This window comes from Rhizobium alarense, assembly GCF_021555155.1.
GTDB classification, from domain to species: Bacteria; Pseudomonadota; Alphaproteobacteria; order Rhizobiales; family Rhizobiaceae; genus Rhizobium_D; species Rhizobium_D alarense.
The window spans coordinates 1-22,200 of record NZ_JAKGBU010000085.1; the positions used below are offsets into that span (position 1 = coordinate 1).

Sequence of the window (22,200 nt, forward strand, 5' to 3'; positions counted from 1 at the left end):
CGCCAATGACGGTTACACCGTCGACGAGGCCGAGGAACTGGCGCTGAAATATCTGAACGGCCAGATGAGCGCCGACGGCGAGGCATCCACGACCGGCTCCACCGTCGTCGCCACCGAAACGGCGGGAGCGGGCTCCGCGAAGAGCTTCCACGTGGTGGTGAACGCCAAGCATACCGTCAAGTACAGCGCCTTCACCCGCATGTTTGGCTATGACGAACAGACGCTCAGCGCCAACAGCGAGGCCCAGAGCGCAACCGAATCGAAGAATGCACTGTCGATGTTCCTCGTCCTCGACCGCTCGGGCTCGATGGCCTGGATTACCGACGAGGTAGAATCAGAATCGACGAGATGCCAGAACCACAGCGCGAGCAACTGGTACACGGAGAACCTCAGGAAGACGAAGCCCTGCTATCGTTCCAAGATCTCGTCGCTGAAGATCGCCGTCGCCAACCTGACGTCGCAGCTCGACGAGTCGGACCCCGGCAACGAATTCGTCCGGACCGCTGCCGTGTCCTACAATGACGCCCAGCAGTCTCCCACGTCCCTCGCCTGGGGCACGGATGATGCGTCAGCCTATGTGGCGGCGTTTCCGACCGTACCCACGGGCGGGACGGATTCCAGTTCGGCCTTCAAGGTGGCCTATCAGGCCGTCGTCGCCGACGCCGAAACGACGGAACATGAGAGGAAGAACGGGCAGGTTCCGACCCGCTATATCGTCTTCATGACCGACGGCGAAAACACGTCTTACAACGGCTACAGCTATAGCGGCTACGGTGACCTCGCCGACACCGAAACCAAGAAGTGGTGCGACAAGGCCCGCGATGAGGACGAAGAGATCCAGGTGGAAGTCTATACCGTCGCGTTCATGGCGCCGACCAGGGGCAAACAATTGCTGGAATACTGCGCGACAAGCGGCGATCACTACATCGAGGCGACGAACAATGACGAACTCGTCGCAGCCTTCAAATACATCGGAGAGCGTGCCTCGGCCGTCGTCTCGCGCCTGTCAAAGTAAGCAGAATCCAACCCATCGGGGCAACCCGCTTCCGGTCGTCCGGAAGCGGGTTTTGACGTTGACGCGACCCCTTCGACCTGCAACGGGTGCATGTCTCGTTTCTGAAAAACACCTGTTGCAAGCGCTTCGGATAGATGCAAAATTGCCCCATCGATTGATTTTCCAACGGTCAGTCAACAGTAAGAAGGGGTTCGTTTTTCTTCATGATGAACAAGGTCTCCGTCAGCGAACTCCCCACACCAGCCCTCAGAAGTACGGAGCCCGGCCAGTTGGCGACGGAGCTTCTTGAGCGCCTCAAATACCGCATCGGCAAGGATCCGAAGGTTGCCAAGCCGCATGACTGGCTGACCGCTGCGATCCTCGTGGCACGCGACCGCATCACCGACAAATGGATGGATTCGACGCGCCGCACCTACGCGCAAGGGTCGAAACGCGTCTATTATCTCTCGCTCGAATTCCTCATCGGTCGCCTGATGCGCGACGCGATGACCAATATCGGCATCATGGACGAAATGCGCGAAGCGCTGTCCTCGCTCGGTGTCGATATCGACGTGATCGCGGAACTCGAGCCGGACGCCGCGCTCGGCAACGGCGGCCTCGGGCGGCTTGCGGCCTGTTTCATCGAATCCATGGCGACGACCGACGTGCCGGCCTATGGCTACGGCATCCGCTACGTGCACGGCCTGTTCCGTCAGCAGATGGCGGACGGCTGGCAGGTCGAACTGCCGGAGAGCTGGCTCGCCCACGGCAACCCCTGGGAGTTCGAGCGTCGGGAAAGCTCCTACGAGATCGGCTTCGGCGGCTCCGTCGAGACGCTGAACATCGGCGAGGACAAGCAGCGCTTCGTCTGGAAGCCGGCCGAACGGGTGATCGCGACCGCCTATGACACGCCGGCCGTCGGCTGGCGCGCGAAGCGCGTGAACACGCTGCGGCTCTGGGCGGCCAATCCGATCGACCCGATCCTGCTCGAAGCCTTCAACGCCGGCGACCATATCGGGGCGCTGCGCGAGAGCAACAAGGCCGAAAGCCTGACGCGCGTGCTCTATCCGGCCGACGCCACGCCGGCCGGCCAGGAGCTGCGGCTGCGCCAGGAATTCTTCTTCTCCTCCGCCTCGCTGCAGGACATCCTGCGGCGCCACCTGCAGCAGTATCCGGACTTCACCTCGCTGCCCGACGCCGTTGCGATCCAGCTCAACGATACCCATCCCGCGGTCTCCGTCGCCGAACTGGTGCGCCTTCTCATGGACGTGCACGGCCTGGACTTCGATTCCGCTTGGGACATTTCGCGCCGGACCTTCTCCTACACCAACCACACACTTCTCCCGGAAGCGCTGGAAAGCTGGCCGGTTCCGCTTTTCGAGCGGCTGCTGCCGCGCCACATGCAGATCATCTACGCGATCAATGCGAAAATCCTGATCGAAGCCCGCAAGGAGAAGACCATCGAGGACGCCTCGATCCGCAACATCTCGCTGATCGAGGAGAGCGGCGACCGGCGCGTGCGCATGGGCAACCTTGCCTTTGTCGGTTCCCATTCGATCAACGGCGTGTCGGCGCTGCACACGGAACTGATGAAACAGACCGTCTTCGCCGACCTCCACCGCCTCTATCCCGAGCGCATCAACAACAAGACGAACGGCATCACGCCGCGCCGCTGGCTGATGCAGTGCAATCCGGGTCTCTTCAACCTCGTGCGCGAGGCGATCGGCGACGCCTTCATCGACGATGCGGAGGCGCTGCGCGCCCTCGACGCCCATGCCGACGACCACGGTTTCCAGGAACGCTTCGCAGCCATCAAACGCGCCAACAAGGTGAAGCTGGCCAATCTCGTGCAGAGCCGCATGGGCATCCGCATCGATCCGTCGGCGCTCTTCGACATCCAGATCAAGCGCATCCACGAATACAAGCGCCAGTTGCTCAACATCATCGAGGCTGTCGCGCTCTACGACCAGATCCGTTCGCACCCCGAACTGGACTGGGTGCCGCGCGTCAAGCTCTTTGCCGGCAAGGCGGCGCCGAGCTACCACAACGCCAAGCTGATCATCAAGCTGGCGAACGACGTGGCACGCGTCATCAACAACGACCCCGCCGTGCGCGGCCTGCTGAAGGTCGCTTTCGTGCCGAACTACAACGTCTCGCTCGCCGAGGTGATGGTGCCGTCGGCGGACCTTTCGGAACAGATCTCGACGGCCGGCATGGAAGCTTCCGGCACCGGCAACATGAAGTTCGCCCTGAACGGCGCGCTGACGATCGGCACGCTCGACGGCGCAAATGTGGAAATGCGCGACCATGTTGGGGCAGACAACATCGTGATCTTCGGCATGACCGCGGATGAGGTGGCGAATACCCGTGCCGACGGGCACAATCCACGCGCCATCATCGAAAGTTCCCGCGAGCTTTCCCAGGCGCTGTCGGCAATCGCATCCGGTGTCTTCTCGCCGGATGACCGCAACCGCTTCGCCGGCCTCGTGGACGGCATCTACAATCACGACTGGTTCATGGTCGCTGCCGATTTCGACGCCTATGCCCGTGCACAGCGCGAGGTCGACGCCATCTGGCTGAACAAGACATCCTGGAATTCGAAGACGATCCGCAACACCGCGCGCATGGGCTGGTTCTCGTCCGACCGCACCATCCGCCAGTATGCGTCCGAGATCTGGAGAGCCTGATGAAAGGCCCGCCGACCACGAGCCAGGCGGACGTTCCGTCGACGGTTCCGGCGAGAGCTGAAATCGATGCCATTCTGCAGGGGCGTCACGGCGATCCCTTTTCGGTCCTCGGCGTCCATCTGGTCGACGACAAGTATGTCGCCTGCTGCTTCATCCCGGACGCGACGGAGGTCGTCGCCGAAACCATAGCCGGAAAGGCGATGGGCGCGCTTGCCTGTCTCGATCCGGCCGGCATCTTTGCAGGGCCTGTTTCCATTCGCAAGCTGCAGCCGATTCGCTACCGCGCACGCAATGCGGGGGGCGAATGGGTGGTGGTGGATCCCTATTCTTTCGGTCCCGTGCTCGGCCCGATGGACGATTATTACATCCGCCAGGGATCGCATCTGCGCCTGTTCGACAAGATGGGGGCCCATCCGCTGACGCTCGAAGGCGTCGACGGCTTCCACTTCGCCGTCTGGGCGCCGAACGCACAACGCGTGTCGGTGGTCGGCGACTTCAACGCCTGGGACGGCCGCCGCCATCCGATGCGGCTGCGTCGCGACACCGGCATCTGGGAGATATTCCTGCCGGGTGTCGGGCCTGGCACGGCGTACAAATACGAAATCGTCGGTCGTGGCGGCGAGCTCCTGCCGCTGAAAGCCGACCCGTTCGCCCGCCGCTCGGAACTGCGCCCGAAGACCGCATCGATGACGACGCCTGCGATCGACCAGGCCTGGGAGGACGCGGCGCACCGAGAGCATTGGGCAAGCGTCGACGCCCGCCGTCAGCCGATTTCGATCTACGAGGTTCACGCAAGCTCCTGGCAGCGCCGCGACAATGGCGAGATGCTAACCTGGGACGAGCTCGCCGACCGTCTCATCCCCTACTGCACCGACATGGGCTTCACCCATATCGAGTTCCTGCCGATCACCGAGCACCCGTTCGACCCCTCCTGGGGCTACCAGACGACCGGGCTCTATGCACCGACTGCCCGTTTCGGCGATCCGGAGGGCTTCGCCCGCTTCGTCAATGGCTGCCACAAGGTCGGCATCGGCGTCATTCTCGACTGGGTGCCGGCTCATTTCCCCACCGACGAGCACGGCCTGCGCTGGTTCGACGGCACGGCGCTCTACGAGCACGAGGATCCGCGCCAAGGCTTTCATCCCGACTGGAACACGGCGATCTACAATTTCGGACGCCTCGAAGTGCTTGCCTATCTCATCAACAACGCGCTCTACTGGGCCGAGAAATTCCATCTCGACGGCCTGCGCGTCGATGCGGTCGCCTCGATGCTCTATCTCGACTATTCGCGCAAACACGGCGAATGGGTGCCGAACGAATACGGCGGCAACGAGAACTTCGAAGCGGTGCGTTTCCTGCAGTCGATGAACGCGCATGTCTACGGCTCGCATCCCGGCATCATCACCATCGCCGAGGAATCGACCTCCTGGCCGAAGGTGTCGCACCCCGTCCACGAAGGCGGTCTGGGTTTCGGCTTCAAGTGGAACATGGGTTTCATGCACGATACGCTGCAGTATCTGTCCCGCGAGCCGGTGCATCGCAAGTTCCACCACAACGACATGACCTTCGGCCTGCTCTACGCCTTCACAGAGAATTTCGTGCTGCCGCTTTCCCACGACGAGGTGGTGCACGGCAAGGGCTCGCTGATCGCCAAGATGGCCGGCGACGACTGGCAGAAATTCGCCAATCTCAGAGCCTATTACGGCTTCATGTGGGGCTATCCTGGCAAGAAGCTGCTCTTCATGGGCCAGGAATTCGCCCAGTGGCAGGAATGGAGCGAATCCAAGGCGCTCGACTGGAACCTCCTCGAATACCCGATGCACGAGGGGATGCGCCGGCTGGTGCGCGACCTGAACGGCACCTATCGCCGCAAGCCGGCGCTGCATGCGCGCGACTGCGAGGGCGAAGGCTTCGAATGGCTGATCGCCGACGACAGCGACAATTCGGTCTTTGCCTGGATTCGCAGGGCGCCGGGAGAGCGGCCGATCGCCGTCGTCACGAACTTCACGCCGGTCTACCGCGAGAACTACGCTGTGCGCTTGCCGGCGGAGGGCCGATGGAAGGAAATCCTGAACACCGATGCCGAGATCTATGGAGGAAGCGGCAAAGGTAACGGCGGTGCCGTTCAGGCAACACGGGACAACAAGGGAACGGTCTCGGCCGCAATAACGCTGCCGCCGCTGGCCACGCTGATGCTGGAACTCGATGCGTAAGTCGACAGTTGGGAGGACACAATGGAGCAAAAGAGGATTCAACCGCTTGCGCGCGACGCGATGGCCTATGTTCTCGCGGGCGGCAGGGGGAGCCGCCTCAAGGAACTGACGGACCGGCGCGCAAAACCCGCCGTCTATTTCGGCGGGAAGGCGCGCATCATCGATTTCGCGCTATCCAACGCCCTCAATTCGGGCATCCGGCGCATCGGTGTCGCAACGCAGTACAAGGCACATTCGCTCATCCGTCACCTGCAGCGCGGCTGGAACTTCTTTCGTCCGGAACGCAACGAGAGCTTCGACATCCTTCCCGCCAGCCAGCGCGTCTCGGAAACCCAGTGGTACGAGGGCACGGCGGATGCCGTCTTCCAGAACATCGATATCATCGAGGACTATGGCGTCGAATACATGGTCATCCTCGCCGGCGACCATATCTACAAGATGGACTACGAGCTGATGCTCCAGCAGCACGTGGATTCCGGCGCCCAGGTAACGATCGGCTGCCTCGAGGTGCCGCGCATGGAGGCGACCGGCTTCGGCGTCATGCATGTCGACGAGAAGGACGAGATCATCGCCTTCGTGGAGAAGCCCGCCGATCCGCCGGGCATCCCCGGCAATCCGGACATGGCGCTCGCCTCGATGGGCATCTACGTCTTCCACACCAAATTCCTGATGGACCTCCTGCGGCGCGATGCGGCCGATCCGAATTCCAGCCGCGACTTCGGCAAGGACATCATTCCCTACATCGTAAAGAACGGCAAAGCGCAGGCACACCGCTTCACCGCCTCCTGCGTGCGATCGGACTTCGAGCGCGAAGCCTACTGGCGCGACGTCGGAACGGTGGACGCCTATTGGCAGGCCAATATCGACTTGACCGACGTGACGCCCGAACTCGACATCTACGACGGCACCTGGCCGATCTGGACCTTCGCGGAAATCAAGCCGCCTGCCAAGTTCGTGCACGACGACGAGGACCGCCGCGGATCCGCCATTTCCTCGCTCGTCTCGGGCGATTGCATCATCTCCGGCGCCGCGCTGCAAAAGAGCCTGCTCTTCACCGGCGTGCGCGCCAATTCCTATTCGCGGCTGGAGGGCGCGGTCGTTCTGCCGGATGTCAAGGTCGGCCGGCATGCACAGTTGCGAAACGTCGTCATCGACCGCGGCGTCGTCATTCCCGAGGGCCTCGTGGTCGGCGAGGAACCGGAACTCGACGCCAAGCGTTTCCGGCGTTCCGAGAACGGGATCTGCCTCATCACACAGGCGATGATCGACAAGCTCGACCTCTAACATGGAGTTTCGATGAACGTCCTGTCGGTCGCTTCCGAAGTGTTTCCCCTGGTCAAGACCGGGGGGCTCGCCGATGTGGCGGGCGCGCTTCCGCTTGCCCTGAAGAATCACGGCGTGTCGATGAAGACGCTGATGCCCGGCTATCCGGCCGTTCTCCAGCAGCTTCACGAGACGAAGACCCTCGCATCCATGACGAGCCTCCTCGGCGAGGAGGCGCGGCTGCTTGCCTGCGACTACGAGGGGCTCGACCTTGTCGTGCTCGACGTGCCGGCGCTCTACGACCGCAACGGCGGCCCCTATACGGATGTTACCGGCAAGGATTTCGTCGACAACTGGAAGCGCTTCGCCGCCTTGTCGCTCGCGGCGACGGAGATTGCACGCGGGCTGCTGCCCGATTGGCGGCCCGACATCCTGCACGCCCACGACTGGCAGGCAGCGATGGCACCCGTCTACATGCGCTATACCGGCCTGCAGCAAATTCCGACCGTCATGACCGTGCACAATCTCGCCTTCCAGGGCCAGTTCGGCCCGCAGATCTTTGCCGATCTGCAGCTGCCTCCGCAGGCCTTCTCCGTCGATGGCCTCGAATATTACGGCGACGTCGGCTTCCTCAAGGGAGGGTTGCGCACCGCCTGGGCAGTCACGACGGTCAGCCCCACCTATGCGCACGAGATCACCACCGCCGAATACGGCATGGGTCTCGAGGGGCTGATCAACGCGCGCGCCTCCGACCTCACCGGCATCGTCAACGGCATCGATACGCAGGTCTGGAACCCGGCCACCGATCCGCATATCGCCGAGAACTTCACCGCGGGTGCGCTGCGCAAGCGTGCCGCCAACCGCAAGGCGCTCGCCGACCGCTTCTCGCTCGGCGATGACGACGGCCCGATCTTCTGCGTCATTAGCCGGCTCACCTGGCAGAAGGGCATCGACCTCATTGCCGACGTCGCCGACTGGATCGTTGCCGAGGGCGGCAAGCTGGCGGTGCTCGGCTCCGGCGACCAGGGGCTCGAAGGCGCGTTGCTCGCCGCCGCCTCGCGGCATCGCGGCCGCGTCGGGATCGTCATCGGCTACAACGAACCGCTGTCGCATCTGATGCAGGCGGGCGCCGACGCTATCCTGATCCCTTCCCGTTTCGAGCCGTGCGGCCTGACGCAGCTCTACGGCCTGCGCTATGGCTGCATTCCGATCGTCGCGCGCACCGGCGGCCTCGCCGATACCGTGATCGACGCGAACGAGGCGGCGCTCTCCGCCCGGGTCGCAACCGGATTCCAGTTCACGCCCATCACCGCCGACGGCCTGCAGGTCGCACTGCGGCGCGCCTTCAAGGCCTATCGCGAGCCGAAGGTCTGGGCCCGCCTGCAGAACCAGGGCATGAAGTCGGATGTCTCATGGGAAAAGAGCGCCGAACGCTACGCCAATCTCTATTCCAGCCTCCTTGCGAGAGTCTAAGCCGATGATCACCACCGTATCCACCACGCCCTATGGCGACCAGAAACCCGGCACTTCGGGTCTGCGCAAGAAAGTCCCGGTCTTCCAGCAGAAGAACTATGCCGAGAATTTCATCCAGTCGATCTTCGACTCGCTCGAAGGCTTCAAAGGCGAGACGCTGGTGATCGGCGGCGACGGCCGTTTCTACAACCGCGAGGTCATCCAGCTTGCGATCAAGATGGCGGCCGCCAACGGCTTCGGCCGCGTGCTCGTCGGTCGAGGCGGCATCCTCTCGACGCCCGCAGCCTCCAACGTCATCCGCAAATACAAGGCCTTCGGCGGCATCGTGCTGTCCGCCAGCCACAATCCCGGCGGCCCGACCGAGGACTTCGGCATCAAGTACAATATCGGCAATGGCGGCCCGGCGCCGGAGAAGATCACCGATGCGATCTTCGCCCGCACCAAGGCGATCGACACCTACCGCATCGCCGACGTGGCCAACATCAACCTCGACCACGAAGGCACACAGGAGGTCGAGGGCATGACCGTGACGGTCATCGATCCCGTCACCGACTATGCGGCGCTGATGGAACAGCTCTTCGACTTCGACGCGATCCGCAAGATGTTCGCCGGCGGCTTCCGCGTCGTCTTCGACGCCATGAGCGCGGTCACCGGCCCCTACGCCAAGGAGATCATCGAGAACCGGCTCGGCGCGCCGAAGGGGTCCGTCTTGAACTTCATGCCGCTGCCCGATTTCGGCGGCCACCATCCCGACCCCAACCTCGTGCACGCCCGAGCGCTCTACGAGACCATGATGGCACCCGACGCACCGGATTTCGGCGCGGCCTCCGACGGCGACGGCGACCGCAACCTGATCATCGGCAAGGGTATCTTCGTCACGCCCTCGGACAGCCTGGCGCTGCTCGCCGCCAATGCGCATCTGGCGCCCGGCTATGCGAAGGGGCTCGCCGGCATCGCCCGCTCCATGCCGACGAGCGGTGCGGCCGACCGGGTCGCCGAGAAGCTCGGCATCGGCATCTACGAGACGCCGACCGGCTGGAAATTCTTCGGCAACCTGCTCGACGAGGGAATGGCGACGATCTGCGGCGAGGAAAGCGCCGGAACCGGCTCCAGCCACGTGCGCGAGAAGGACGGGCTCTGGGCCGTGCTGCTCTGGCTCAACATCCTCGCCGTGCGCAAGAAAAGCGTGCTCGACATCGTCCGGCAGCACTGGGCGACCTATGGACGCAACTACTATTCCCGCCACGACTACGAGGAAGTCGATTCGGATGCGGCCAATGGGCTTGTGACGGCGTTGCGCGAAAAGCTGGCTGCGCTGCCCGGCCAGTCCTTCGGTGCGCTCACGGTCGCGACGGCAGACGATTTCGCCTATCACGATCCGGTCGACAAGTCGGTCAGCAAGAATCAGGGCATCCGCATCCTGTTCGAGGGCGGCTCGCGCGTCGTCTTTCGCCTCTCCGGCACCGGCACCTCCGGCGCGACGCTCCGGGTGTATATCGAGCGCTATGAACCGGACGCAACGCGTCACGACATCGAGACGCAGGCGGCACTCGCCGACCTGATCGCCGTCGCCGACGAGATCGCCGGCATCGGAACGCGCACCGGCCGCGACGCGCCGAGCGTGATCACCTGACGATGGCGACGGGGAAGACCGCCGCCTTTCCCGCTCTCGGCGCGACGCCGCACGACAGCGGCACCGAGTTCGCCGTCGTCGCGCCCGATGCCGCGAGGATCGACCTGTGCCTGTACGACACGGATGGCGCCGCCGAACTCTGCCGCCTGTCCATGCCGCGCGCCGAAGACGGCGTTCACCGTCTCTTCGTCGAGGGAGCCGGTCCCGGTACGCGCTACGGACTGCGTGCCGACGGCATTCATTCGCCGGAACACGGCCTGTGGTTCGATCCGGCGAAGCTGCTGGTCGATCCCTATGCCAAGGAGCTCGACAGGCCCTTCCGTCACGACGGCAGACTTGCGGTCTTCGGTGAAGACACGGCCGACCTCGTGCCGAAGGCGATCGTCACCAGGGACGTGCCGGTGGTCGTCGCGCCGCCGCGGCTGCCGCCCGGCGGCCTCGTCTACGAAATCGCCGTGCGCGCCTTCACCAAGCTGCATCCGGACGTGCCGGAGGACCTGCGCGGCACCGTCGGCGCGCTCGCGCATCCCGCCGTGCTGAAGCACCTCAAGCGGATCGGCGTCGATGCGGTCGAGCTGATGCCGATCACCGCCTGGATCGACGAGCGGCACCTGCCGCCGCTCGGTCTTTCCAACAGCTGGGGCTATAACCCCATCGCCTTCATGGCGCTGGACCCGCGGCTTGTTCCGGGCGGCATGCGCGAACTCGCCTCGACGGTCGCGGCGCTTCATGCGGAAGGCATCGGCACGATCCTCGACCTCGTCTTCAACCATTCCGGCGAAAGCGACCGCTACGGTGCGACGCTGTCGATGCGCGGCCTCGACAACCGCGGCTATTATCGCCACGTGGCTGACAGGCCGGGCGCGCTCGTCAACGACACCGGCTGCGGCAACACGATCGCCTGCGACGCGCCGCATGTACACCGCCTCATCCTCGACAGCCTGCGCCACTTCGTCCGCAATGCCGGCGTCGACGGCTTTCGTTTCGACCTCGCTTCGATCCTCGGGCGCGACGCGACCGGCTTCGATCCCAATGCCGAACTCTTCCGCGCCATGCATGCGGATACGCTTCTGAAAGACCGCGTTCTGATCGCCGAACCCTGGGACATCGGTCCCGGCGGCTACCAGCTCGGCAATTTTCCGTCCCCCTTCCTCGAATGGAACGATCGGTTCCGGGACGACATGCGCCTCTTCTGGCGCGGCGATGCGCACCGGCTCGGCGCCTTCGCAACCGTGATGGCAGGGTCTTCCGACATTTTCGGCCGCCACGACGGCAGCGGAACACGTAGCGTCAATTTCGTCGCCGCCCATGACGGCTTCACGCTGATGGACACGGTCTCCTTTGCGGTAAAGCATAACGAGGCGAACGGCGAGGACAACCGCGACGGTCACGACGAGAACCACTCCTGGAACAACGGCGCGGAGGGCACCACCGATGACGCGGCGATTCTGGCGGCCCGGCAGACAGACGCCAAGGCCCTTCTCGCCTCGCTTTTCGCCTCGAAGGGAACGGTAATGCTGACCGCGGGCGACGAGGGCGGCCGCAGCCAGAACGGCAACAACAACGCCTATTGCCAGGACAACGCGACCACCTGGCTCGACTGGTCGGCGCTGGACGAGGCCCTGATCGCCCACACGGCAAATCTTGCCGGCATCCGCAGGCGATTTTCCGTTTTCGCCGACCCGGCGTTCTATTCGGGCGAGGGCGACGTCGAGTGGCTGACGCTCGACGGGCGCCCCATGGCGGCCGCAGACTGGGAGGCGCCCTATGCGCCGGGCCTCGTCATGCTGCTTGCCACCGAGGATCGCGCGACACGCAAATCGTCGCGTCTGGCGGTCGTCGTCAACCGGTCGAGAATCGAGCAATCGCTGGTGCTGCCCGCGATGGGCACCTGGAACAGCCTGTTCGGCAACAGCGCCGGTGTGGCGCGATCAATCGCGCCGCGAAGCGTGGATTTCCTTTTGCAAAGCTCCTGATTTTCTTGGCGCCGCCATTGCCACGCGGTATGACGGACGTGGGAGGCGAGGCCGCCACAAGGACAAAAGATGCCGCCTGCAATTCATCTCACGGACGTTCGGTCACTCGTCGGCAAGGAAATCGGCGTGTCGAAGTGGATCATCGTCGATCAGACGATGATCGATCGCTTCGCGGAGGCGACGGACGACCACCAGTTCATTCATACCGACCCGGCCCGCGCCGCCGCGGAGACACCCTTCGGCGGAACGATAGCCCATGGTTTCCTGTCGCTGTCGCTACTGTCGGCGATGAACTACGACTGCCTGCCGCGCGTCATCGAACAGACGATGGGCATCAACTACGGCTTCGACAAAGTGCGCTTCATGGCGCCGGTGAAGAGCGGCGCAAAGGTGCGCGGCCGCTTCACGATGGCCGACGCCCGTTTCCGCGGCGCCGGCATGCTGATGGTGACCTACAACGTCACCGTCGACATCGAGGGCGAGCGCAAGCCGGCGCTCACTGCCAACTGGATCACCATCATCCAGTTCGACCCCAGGGATCGTCCGGCAGACGAATAGCCGGACAACGTCTCTACAGACCGGGACCGTCTGTCCCCGGACGCTGTAATACAGAAGCGCGGATCCGCGCCCGGCAGGCGCTTGCCGTCAGAGTCCCGCGTCCTCGGCCCCCTCCGAGAGCAGGCCGAACGCATAGGAGGAGAAGGACCGCCAGCATTCGACGCGGTAGTCCTCCTCGCCCGTCCGGTAGATCACCACCTCGATCTTGCCGAGCACCGTGCGGGCGCAGGCGCCGACCGGGAAAACGGAGGGCGTGAGATCGTGAGGCGTCCCGCTCGCGATCGCTTCCGCCGCCTTCGGGCCGGAAACGACGATCGCCGTGTTGCGGTGCGACACGTCAGTTGCCGAATGCAGCACGCCGGCGGAGGCGGCCAGCGCCAACAGGTCGGCCTCGTTCTCGTCGATCAGCAGCCATTCGTCCGGACCGAGCCAGAGCGCATGCCTGCCGTTTGAGGAGGCAGACGTCTTCGGTCGCGTCGGCAGGCTTACACCGAGCGCTGCCGACAACCCGCCGACGGCGTCCGGATGAGCGCGGAGCGACAGACGGGTTGCCGGCATTTCCGGATTGACGCGGGCAAGGGCGGAGCCGCCGTGGTAGCCGGCGAGCGGTGCCTTGCGAAGTGCCTGGTTAGCCATGGAGGCGGCTCCCTTCCTTGTCGATGAAGATCATGTCGGTGACTTCGACCGCGATGGTGCGGTCAGGCATCGGCACGTAGAGGGTCTGTCCCAGGCGCGCCTGACCGCCGGCGACGACGGCCATCGCGATCGACCGGCCGCAGTTCTCCGACCAGTAGGCGGAGGTGACGTGGCCGAGCATGGTCATCGGCTTCGGCTGGTTCGGGTCGGCGACGACCTGCGCGCCCTCTTCCAGCACCACCTTCGGATCCTTGGTCATCAGGCCGACGAGTTGCTTGCGACCTTCCTTCACGAGATCGGGGCGCCTCAGACCGCGGATACCGACGAAGTCCGCCTTCTTCTTCGAGACGGCCCAGCCGACCCCGGCATCGAACGGCGTGACGGTGCCGTCCGTATCCTGGCCGACGATGATGTAGCCCTTCTCGGCGCGCAGCACGTGCATCGTCTCGGTGCCGTAGGCGCAGGCGCCCATGGGCTCGGCCTGGGCCCAGATCGCCTCCCAGACGGACTGCCCGTAGTCGGCCGGCACATTGACCTCGTAGCCGGCCTCGCCGGTGAAGGACATGCGGAAGAGCCGCGTCGGCACGCCGCAGATTTTCCCTTCGCGCACACTCATATGCGGGAAGGCCTCGTTCGAGAGGTCGATGCCCTCGACGAGCGGCGCAATGATGTCGCGCGCCTTCGGACCCTGGACGGCGATCACCGCCCACTGCTCCGTGGTCGACGTCAGCCAGACCTTGAGGTGCGGGAATTCCGTCTGGAGATAGTCCTCCATGTGATGCATCACGCGCGGCGCACCGCCGGTGGTGGTCGTCACGTGGAACCGGTCCTCGGCGAGCCGCCCGACGACGCCGTCGTCATAGACGAAGCCGTCCTCGCGCAGCATGATGCCGTAGCGGCAGCGGCCGGGCTTCAGCGTGTCCCAGGCATTGGTATACATCAGGTTCAGGAACTCGGCGGCGTCCGGACCCACGACCTCGATCTTGCCGAGCGTCGAGGCGTCGAAGAGGCCGGCGGCATTGCGCACGGTGCGGCACTCGCGGTTGACCGCGTCATGCATCGTCTCGCCGGAGCGCGGATAGTACCAGGCGCGCTTCCAGTTGCCGACATCCTCGAAGACGGCGCCATGCGCCTCCTCCCAGCCGTGCATCGGCGTCTTGCGCGCCGGGTCGAACAACGCCCCGCGCGAATGGCTGATCAGCGTGCCGAAGGTCACCGGGGTATAGGGCGCACGGAAGGTGGTGAGGCCGATCTTCGGGATCTCGCGGCCCAAAACTTCCGAGGCGATGGCGAGGCCGTGGATGTTGGAGAGTTTTCCCTGGTCGGTCGCCATGCCGTTGGTGGTGAAGCGCTTGATATGCTCGATCGAGTGCATGCCCTCGCGCACGGCGAGCCGGATGTCCTTGGCACAGACGTCGTTCTGGAAGTCGACAAAGGCCTTCACGGTCGTGTCCGCGCCCGCACCCTCGCCGGCGCCGGCTATTCCGCCCGTCCATTCGAAACGGTTCTCGCCGCGAAGCTCGATCTTGCCGGGGGTCTCCCCGCCATTCGTGCGCGCCATCAGCTCGCCTGCGGCGAGCGCCTCCTCGATCGTCGCCTGCAGCCCGTTCGTGCCGTTGCAGGCGCCGACGGAGAGGCAGTCCTGCGCGTAGGTGCCCGGCAGGAACCGGCCGGTCTCCGCATCGTAGGCGACCTTGCCGCGCGACTGGGAGAAGAGGTGCACCGACGGCGTCCAGCCGGCCGACATGATCAGCGCATCGACGGCGATCGCGCGCGACGAGCGCGAACCGTTGCGCGCGACAGCCATCGACGAGACGCGGCGATACCCCTTGGTGTCGACGACGGAATGACCGGCCAACACCTCGATGCCGAGGCTGCGGGCCTCCGCGAGCACCGCCTCGCCCGGCTTCTCGCGGCAGTCGACGATTGCTGCGACCGTGACCCCGGCGCGCTTCAGGTCGAAAGCAGCCTCATAGGCGGAATCGTTTGCCGTGTAGACGCCGACCTTCCTGCCGACGGCGACGCCGAAGTGATTGAGATAGGTGCGCGCCGCGGACGCGAGCAGGATGCCCGGCCGATCGTTGTTCGCGAACACCATGTGGCGCTCGATGGCACCGGTCGCCAGCACCACGCGCTTTGCCCGCACTTGCCAGAGCCGCTCGCGCGGCAGCTTGCGGTCGGGGCGCGGCAGGTGATCCGTGACGCGCTCGGCGAGACCGATGAAATTGTGGTTGTAGTAGCCGAAAGCCGTCGTACGGGTCAGGACCGTGACATTGTCCATCGCCGAAAGCCGTGCAGCAGCCGCCTGCGCCCAGGCGTAACCCTCCTGGCCGTCGATCGTCACGCTCGTGTCGAAATGCAGCGAGCCTCCGACCTCCGGCTGCTCGTCGCAGAGGATGACGCGCGCACCGCTCTCGGCGGCGGACAGCGCCGCCGAAAGGCCCGCAACGCCGGCGCCGACGACCATCACGTCACAATAGGCGTAACGGTTGGCGTAATGGTCCGGATCCTCTTCGGTGGGCGCGACACCCAAGCCGGCGGCGCGGCGGATGAAGGGCTCGTAGACCTTCTCCCAGGCCGCCTTCGGCCACATGAAGGTCTTGTAGTAGAAGCCGGCCGCGAAGAAGGGCGACATGAGATTGTTGACGCCACCGACATCGAAGGCGAGCGACGGCCAGCGGTTCTGCGACGACACCTTCATGCCGTCGAACACCTCCTGTACGGTCGCGCGTACGTTCGGCTGCTTGCGCGCCGCGTCGCGCGCGACGTCGATCAGCGCATTCGGCTCCTCGGGACCGGCCGACAGGATGCCCCGAGGCCGGTGATACTTGAACGACCGGCCGACGAGGTGGACGCCGTTGGCAAGGAGTGCCGAGGCGACGGTGTCGCCGACGAGCGCCTCGTAGCCCTTTCCGTCGAAGGTGAAACGGGCGGTCCTGGCAGGCGTCAGGCGACCGGTGCCGGCAATGCGATTGGCTCCGCTCATTTCGCCACTCCTTCCAGCGCCTCGTAGGTCTCGACGGTCTTGTCGCTCGCCGGCGTCGCCGCCGGCAGGTCCGGCTTCGGCTCGCCGGCCTTGTAGCTCGTCACGAACTTGTCGCTCACCGTGTCGCGCGCCGCATTGAAGAAGCGCCCGCAGCCGTGGATATGCCGCCAGCGCTCGAAGATCAGGCCCTTCGGGTTGTCGCGCAGGAAGAAATATTCCTCGAAGGCCTCGTCGCTGATATCCGCGATGTTCGTCGGCCGGGCAATGTGAGCGTCGCCGCCGTGCCGGAATTCCAGCTCGGAACGCTCCTCCTCGCAATAGGGGCAGTAGATCAGCAGCATGTTATCCTACCTGTTCAAAGCTCGGGTCCGGACAGCACCGTGCCCGGTTCTTGATTGCAGAGGCGCTGGCCCATGGTGACAAACGGAACGAGGCGCTCGACGAGCTGCTCCGGATTATCAAAGGGGGCAGGCACATTCGTTATTCCCAGATTGACGATGCTCATCGCCATCAGGTTGACGTCAAGGTTGAACGCACGGCTCTTGTCGGTCTCGTCGGGCATGAAATAGACGACCGGCTCTCCGAGCCCCTTCGCGCAACCCAACATGCCGCTCTCCGCCATGAAGGGCCAACCACGCTCGGCCGCCGCTTTCCGAATCGTCTGCAGACGCAAATCCCCGATCCCGGGGATCACGTCGCCAGCCGGCACCAGGCCGGTCACCGCAAGCAACCCGGCAAGCAGCGCGCTTGCCATCAGTGCGCCACCGCCGCAGCTGCCGCCTCGTCGATCAACCGTCCGGAGCGGAAGCGGTCGAGCGTCAGGCCGGCTGCCAGCCGGTGCGGCTCGCCCCTTGCGATCAGGTGCGCGAAGAGATGCGCCGAACCCGGCGTCGCCTTGAAGCCGCCGGTGCCCCAGCCGCAATTGACGAAGAGGTTCGGAACCGGTGTCACGCCCTGGATCGCCGAGCGGTCCGGCGTATTGTCGGTGATCCCGCCCCACTGTCGCATCATCTTGACCCGGCGGAACATCGGGAAGAGTTCGCAGATCGCGTCAAGCGTGTGCGTGATGATCTGCAGGCCCCCGGTCTGGGAATAGGAGTTGTACTGGTCGGTGCCGGCGCCGATGACGAGCTCGCCCTTGTCCGACTGCGAGATATAGGCATGCACGGAGTTCGACATGACCACGCAGGGGAAGATCGGTTTCATCGGCTCGGAGACGAGCGCCTGCAGCGGCACCGAATGAAGCGGCACGCGCACATCCGCCATCGCCATGATCACCGAGTTGTGGCCCGACGCAGACACGCCGATCTTGCGGGCACCGATGAAGCCCTTCGATGTCTCGACACCCGTCACCGCGCCGTCCGGCCCGCGACGGATGCCCTTGACTTCGCAGTTCTGGATAATGTGCACCCCGCGGTCGGACGCAGCGCGCGCATAACCCCAGGCGACCGCATCGTGACGGGCGGTGCCGCCGCGGCGCTGCAGCGCCGCGCCGTTGATCGGGTAGCGGGCGGTCGCGGAGATGTCGAGCGGCGGACAATAGGCTCTGGCCTCTTCCGGCGTAAGCCATTCATTGTCGATGCCGTAGAGGCGGTTGGCGTTGATGTGCCGCTTGAACGACTGCTTGTCATGGACGTTGTGCGACAGCATCATGACGCCGCGCGGCGAATACATGACGTTGTAGTTGAGCTCCTGGCTCAGCCCTTCCCAGAGCTTCAGCGCGTGCTCGTAGATGTCCATGCTCTCGTCATAGAGATAATTGGAGCGGATGATCGTGGTGTTGCGGCCGGTATTGCCGCCGCCGAGCCAGCCCTTCTCGATCACCGCGACATTGGTGATGCCGTGCTCCTTGGCCAGGTAGTAGGCCGCACCGAGACCGTGTCCGCCGCCGCCGATGATGACGACGTCATACTCCGTTTTCGGCTCGGGCGAAGTCCACTGCGCCTCCCATCCCTTGTGGCCGCGCAACGCTTCGCGTGCGACGGCAAAAACCGAATATTTGCGCATCCGCCTCTGCTCCGTAAGTCCGGGGTCGATCACCGTGTCGCCGATAGAAAGCAAATCTCCGGAAGACACAACGTTTCTTTTGCGACGCATTCCGGCGCGCCTTGTACCACATGCGACACCGCCGTTGCAGTGCGCCAAAAGGCCTCTCCGGGCAGACCGCCAGCCGCAGACGACGAAAAATGCGCGATCCCATCTGCGGCCATCTGGACTTCGCCATGACGATCTGGTATCGCACCCTTCAATCGCACGCCTGCCGGGCTGCGCGAACGTATTTTTATTTGCCTCCGCTGCGCACGTGCCGGAGGTGCTCAACAGAACGAAGGAACGGGATTCTCGTGCAGGTACTTGTCCGCGATAACAACGTCGATCAGGCTCTCCGCGCTCTCAAGAAGAAGATGCAGCGCGAAGGCATTTTCCGCGAAATGAAGATGCGCGACTACTACGAAAAGCCGTCGCAGAAGCGTGCGCGCGAGAAGGCTGAGGCCGTTCGCCGCGTTCGCAAGCTGGCACGCAAGCGCATGCAGCGCGAAGGCCTGATCAGCGGTAGCAGCCGTCCTGCGGCCCGTTGATCGTCGTTATTTCGACGTTTTCAGATGCAAGCTGAGGCGGGGGCGAGTGTTCGCCGCCGCCTTTTTTGGTGCGCCGGCGATGGCCGGCCGAAGCGGCGGACATCGGGTGGCCCGCACAACGCCGGCAGAACCGCCGCATAGCGGACTTGTTTGCCACCTTTGACATTGTGCGGATGCGGCGCGGCGCGCCACGGTGAGGGACGGAACTTGAAGACGGAAGTTAGCATGCGCACGGCGCACCAGATGTCGCGGACCCTTGCCCAATCCGGGCTGCTGCCGCAGCGGCTTGCCATCGTCCTTCTCACCGCATCGTCCCTCGGCACGCTGACAGCCTGCCAGTCGAGCGGCAGCACAGTCGACGTGATGCGTGTGGAGCGCGCCCAGGGCTCCGAAGAGAACATCGCGTCGCTCTCCAGCGTCATTGCCGCCAATCCGCAGGATCCGGAAGGCTACAACGTCCGCGGTTCGGCCTACGGCCGCTCCGGCCGGTTCCGCGACGCGCTGTCCGACTTCAACCGGGCGCTCGAACTCAACCCGCGCTTCTATCAGGCCTATGCGAACCGCGCGCTCGTGCAGCGCAATCTCGGCAACCTTTCGGAAGCCGCCGCGGACTATAACGCCGCGCTGCAGATCAGCCCGAACTACGACGTCGCCTATATCGGTCGCGGCAACCTCTACCGCCAGGCCGGCCGCAACGACGAGGCGTTCCAGGATTTCAACAAGGCGATCCAACTCGATACCACCGATCCGCGCGCCTATCACAATCGCGGCCTGATCTATCAGACGCGCGGCCAGCATGACGCGGCGATCGACGACTTCTCCAAGGCGATTTCGCTGTCGCCGTCCTCACCGGAGCCTTACAACGGCCGCGGCATCTCCTATGTCGCAACGAACGACGACGACAACGCGTTCTCCGACTTCAATACGGCGATCAACCTGGACGGCAAGCTGGCAGAATCCTGGGCGAACCAGGCCCTCGTCTACGAGCGCCGCGGCGACTTCGCACGCGCTGCGAAATCCTATTCGCACGCACTTCGCCTCGATCCGAAGTACAAGCCGGCCGAAGACGGTCTGGCGCGCGTTCGCGGCAAGACCGCGACCTGAGACCAGACGACAGGCTCGTCAACGACAAAGCCCGCGGCACGTGCCGCGGGCTTTGTCGTCTGGCGTCAGTGGTTCATCGCCTTGACGATGTCCTCGGTCATCTTCTTCGCGTCGCCGAGCAGCATCATCGTCCCGTCCTTGTAGAACAGCGTGTTGTCGATGCCGGCATAGCCGGAGCCGAGCGAACGTTTGACGAAGAGGCACGTCTTCGCCTTGTCGACGTCGAGGATCGGCATGCCGTAGATCGGCGAGGACTTGTCGTCGCGCGCTGCCGGGTTCGTCACGTCGTTGGCGCCGATGACATAGGCGACGTCGGCCTGAGCGAATTCCGAGTTGATGTCTTCCAGCTCGAACACCTCGTCGTAGGGCACGTTCGCTTCGGCGAGCAGCACGTTCATGTGGCCAGGCATGCGGCCGGCGACCGGATGGATCGCGTATTTGACCTCGACGCCCTGCTCCTTCAGCTTGTCGGCAAGTTCGCGCAGCGCATGCTGCGCCTGCGCCACCGCCATGCCGTAGCCAGGCACGATGATGACCTTGGCGGCATTGGACATGAGGAACGCCGCGTCGTCGGCCGAGCCCTGCTTGACGGTGCGCTGGACGCCGTCATCCGAAACTGCGGCAGTCTCGCCGCCGAAGCCGCCGAGGATGACGGAGATGAACGAGCGGTTCATGCCCTTGCACATGATGTAGGACAGGATCGCGCCCGAGGAACCGACCAGCGCGCCGGTGATGATCAGTGCAAGATTGCCGAGCGTGAAACCGATGCCGGCGGCGGCCCAGCCGGAATAGGAATTCAGCATCGAGACGACCACCGGCATGTCGGCGCCACCGATCGGCACGATGATCAGCACACCGAGCACCAGCGCCAGGACGACGATCGCCCAGAAGTCGAAATGGCTTTCCGACAGCGTCAGGCCGACGATGAAGAAGACGATCGTAAGCAGCAACACGATGTTGATGGCGTGCCGGAAGGGCAGCATGATCGGCTTGCCGGACATGCGCCCATCGAGCTTCAGGAAGGCGATGATCGATCCGGTGAAGGTGATCGCGCCGATGGCGGCACCGAGCGCCATTTCGACGAGTGCCTGGCCGTGGATGTCGCCGAGCTCGCCGATGCCGAAGGAAACCGGCGAATAGAGCGCAGCCGCGGCGACCAGGACCGCCGCCAGACCCACCAGCGAGTGGAAGCCGGCGACGAGCTGCGGCATCGCCGTCATCGGAATCGACCGGGCGATAAAGGCCCCGGTGCCGCCGCCGATCGCCAGGCCGAGCACGATCAGCACGAGCCCCCCGAACGAGGGTGTCGCAAGCAGCAGCGTCGTCGCGATGGCGATGCCCATGCCGGTCATGCCGAGCACATTGCCGCGCCGGCTCGTCGTCGGATGCGACAGGCCGCGCAACGCCATGATGAAGAGCACGCCGGAGACGAGATAGAGGAAAGCTGCGAAATTCGCGTTCATCGGGCCAGCCTCACTTCTCTTTTTTCTTGTACATCGCCAGCATGCGCTGGGTGACGAGGAAGCCGCCGAAGATGTTGACGGAGGCGAGGATCAGCGCGACGAAGCCGAAACCGGTCGCGACCCCCGAAAGCGAGATGCCGACGGCGAGCAGCGCGCCGACGACGATGACCGACGAGATCGCGTTGGTGACCGCCATCAGCGGCGTGTGCAGGGCCGGCGTCACCGACCAGACGACGTAGTATCCGACGAAGATCGCGAGAACGAAGATCGCCAGCCGGAAGACGAAGGGGTCGATCGCGCCGCCGGATACGCCGTGAGCGACCGCGCCGGCCGCATCCGGCACATATTCCGCTGCAGTCTTCACGGCTTCGACCGCACGATCGAGATCGGTCAGCGCCTTGTCGAGAAGTTCGTTGGCCATCATGCGTCCTCCCTGCTAACGGCGCCGAAGTTGGGATGAACCACCGCGCCGCCGTGGGTGAGCATGGTCGCCTTGACCAGTTCGTCCTCGACATTGACGGTAACCCGCTTCGTCTCCTTGTCGACCAGCGTCTCCAGGAAGGTGAAAAGGTTCTTGGCGTAGAGCAGCGACGCGGACGCCGCGATGCGGCCCGGCACGTTGAGATGGCCGATGACCC

Annotated in this window: 17 protein-coding genes and 1 pseudogene; 10 read left to right on the top strand and 8 right to left on the bottom strand. The window is 64.4% G+C overall.

Annotated elements, in window-relative coordinates; genetic code table 11:
* From LXM94_RS21150 to LXM94_RS21185, 8 genes are all read left to right on the top strand, one after another.
* On the top strand, positions 1-1,015 hold a 1,015-nt coding region (locus LXM94_RS21150), incomplete at its 5' end, for a vWA domain-containing protein (protein WP_235773456.1).
* Positions 1,016-1,218: 203 nt separating this feature from the next.
* Entirely contained in the window at positions 1,219-3,681 is a 2,463-nt protein-coding gene (locus LXM94_RS21155) for a glycogen/starch/alpha-glucan phosphorylase (RefSeq protein ID WP_329605636.1), read from the top strand.
* On the top strand, positions 3,681-5,894 hold the full coding sequence (glgB, locus tag LXM94_RS21160) for a 1,4-alpha-glucan branching protein GlgB (RefSeq protein WP_235773457.1): 2,214 nt from the start codon (positions 3,681-3,683) through the stop codon (positions 5,892-5,894). Before LXM94_RS21155 ends, glgB begins: the two co-directional genes overlap by 1 nt.
* 21 nt (positions 5,895-5,915) lie before the next feature.
* Entirely contained in the window at positions 5,916-7,178 is a 1,263-nt protein-coding gene (gene glgC, locus LXM94_RS21165; protein WP_235773458.1) for a glucose-1-phosphate adenylyltransferase, read from the top strand.
* A gap of 12 nt (positions 7,179-7,190) precedes the next feature.
* Positions 7,191-8,630 (top strand): glycogen synthase GlgA, encoded by a 1,440-nt coding sequence (gene glgA / locus LXM94_RS21170; protein WP_235773459.1) that lies wholly within the window; start codon positions 7,191-7,193, stop codon positions 8,628-8,630.
* 4 nt (positions 8,631-8,634) lie between these two features.
* On the top strand, positions 8,635-10,263 hold the full coding sequence (locus LXM94_RS21175; protein WP_235773460.1) for an alpha-D-glucose phosphate-specific phosphoglucomutase: 1,629 nt from the start codon (positions 8,635-8,637) through the stop codon (positions 10,261-10,263).
* Positions 10,264-10,265: 2 nt separating this feature from the next.
* Positions 10,266-12,239, top strand: a complete 1,974-nt coding sequence (gene glgX, locus LXM94_RS21180; RefSeq protein ID WP_235773461.1) for a glycogen debranching protein GlgX — start codon at positions 10,266-10,268, stop codon at positions 12,237-12,239.
* 69 nt (positions 12,240-12,308) lie between these two features.
* Entirely contained in the window at positions 12,309-12,797 is a 489-nt protein-coding gene (locus LXM94_RS21185; protein ID WP_235773462.1) for a MaoC family dehydratase, read from the top strand.
* Positions 12,798-12,884: 87 nt separating this feature from the next.
* On the opposite strand, the gene LXM94_RS21190 is transcribed toward LXM94_RS21185, so the two are convergent.
* From LXM94_RS21190 to LXM94_RS21210, 5 genes are read right to left on the bottom strand one after another with little or no spacing between them, the layout of a single operon-like run.
* The gene (locus tag LXM94_RS21190; protein WP_235773463.1) at positions 12,885-13,433 is read right to left on the bottom strand and encodes a sarcosine oxidase subunit gamma; all 549 of its coding nucleotides are present in this window, start codon (positions 13,431-13,433) and stop codon (positions 12,885-12,887) included.
* Positions 13,426-16,419 (bottom strand): sarcosine oxidase subunit alpha, encoded by a 2,994-nt coding sequence (locus LXM94_RS21195; RefSeq protein ID WP_235773464.1) that lies wholly within the window; start codon positions 16,417-16,419, stop codon positions 13,426-13,428. Before LXM94_RS21195 ends, LXM94_RS21190 begins: the two co-directional genes overlap by 8 nt.
* Positions 16,416-16,760 carry a sarcosine oxidase subunit delta gene (locus LXM94_RS21200; RefSeq protein WP_235773465.1) on the bottom strand — a complete coding sequence of 115 codons (345 nt, stop codon included), beginning with the start codon at positions 16,758-16,760 and terminating at the stop codon, positions 16,416-16,418. The genes LXM94_RS21195 and LXM94_RS21200 overlap by 4 nt, the downstream gene beginning before the upstream one ends.
* 14 nt (positions 16,761-16,774) lie before the next feature.
* On the bottom strand, positions 16,775-17,173 hold the full coding sequence (locus tag LXM94_RS21205) for a hypothetical protein (RefSeq protein WP_235773466.1): 399 nt from the start codon (positions 17,171-17,173) through the stop codon (positions 16,775-16,777).
* Positions 17,173-18,426 (bottom strand): sarcosine oxidase subunit beta family protein, encoded by a 1,254-nt coding sequence (locus tag LXM94_RS21210; RefSeq protein WP_235773468.1) that lies wholly within the window; start codon positions 18,424-18,426, stop codon positions 17,173-17,175. Before LXM94_RS21210 ends, LXM94_RS21205 begins: the two co-directional genes overlap by 1 nt.
* 335 nt (positions 18,427-18,761) lie before the next feature.
* Here LXM94_RS21210 and rpsU point away from each other — a divergent pair, with 335 nt between their 5' ends.
* Complete coding sequence (gene rpsU, locus LXM94_RS21215) at positions 18,762-18,995, top strand: 30S ribosomal protein S21 (RefSeq protein WP_235773474.1); 234 nt, start codon at positions 18,762-18,764, stop codon at positions 18,993-18,995.
* 225 nt (positions 18,996-19,220) lie between these two features.
* Positions 19,221-20,099, top strand: a complete 879-nt coding sequence (locus tag LXM94_RS21220; RefSeq protein WP_235773469.1) for a tetratricopeptide repeat protein — start codon at positions 19,221-19,223, stop codon at positions 20,097-20,099.
* Between the two features lie 65 nt (positions 20,100-20,164).
* Here the strand turns inward: LXM94_RS21220 and LXM94_RS21225 are convergent, their stop codons facing one another.
* The 3 genes and pseudogenes from LXM94_RS21225 to LXM94_RS21235 form a co-directional block, all read right to left on the bottom strand.
* The gene (locus LXM94_RS21225; protein ID WP_235773471.1) at positions 20,165-21,562 is read right to left on the bottom strand and encodes an NAD(P)(+) transhydrogenase (Re/Si-specific) subunit beta; all 1,398 of its coding nucleotides are present in this window, start codon (positions 21,560-21,562) and stop codon (positions 20,165-20,167) included.
* Positions 21,563-21,572: 10 nt separating this feature from the next.
* Complete coding sequence (locus LXM94_RS21230; protein WP_235773472.1) at positions 21,573-21,983, bottom strand: NAD(P) transhydrogenase subunit alpha; 411 nt, start codon at positions 21,981-21,983, stop codon at positions 21,573-21,575.
* A pseudogene (locus LXM94_RS21235) lies at positions 21,983-22,200 on the bottom strand (NAD(P)(+) transhydrogenase (Re/Si-specific) subunit alpha); the annotation flags it as partial. The gene LXM94_RS21230 and the pseudogene LXM94_RS21235, both read right to left, overlap by 1 nt.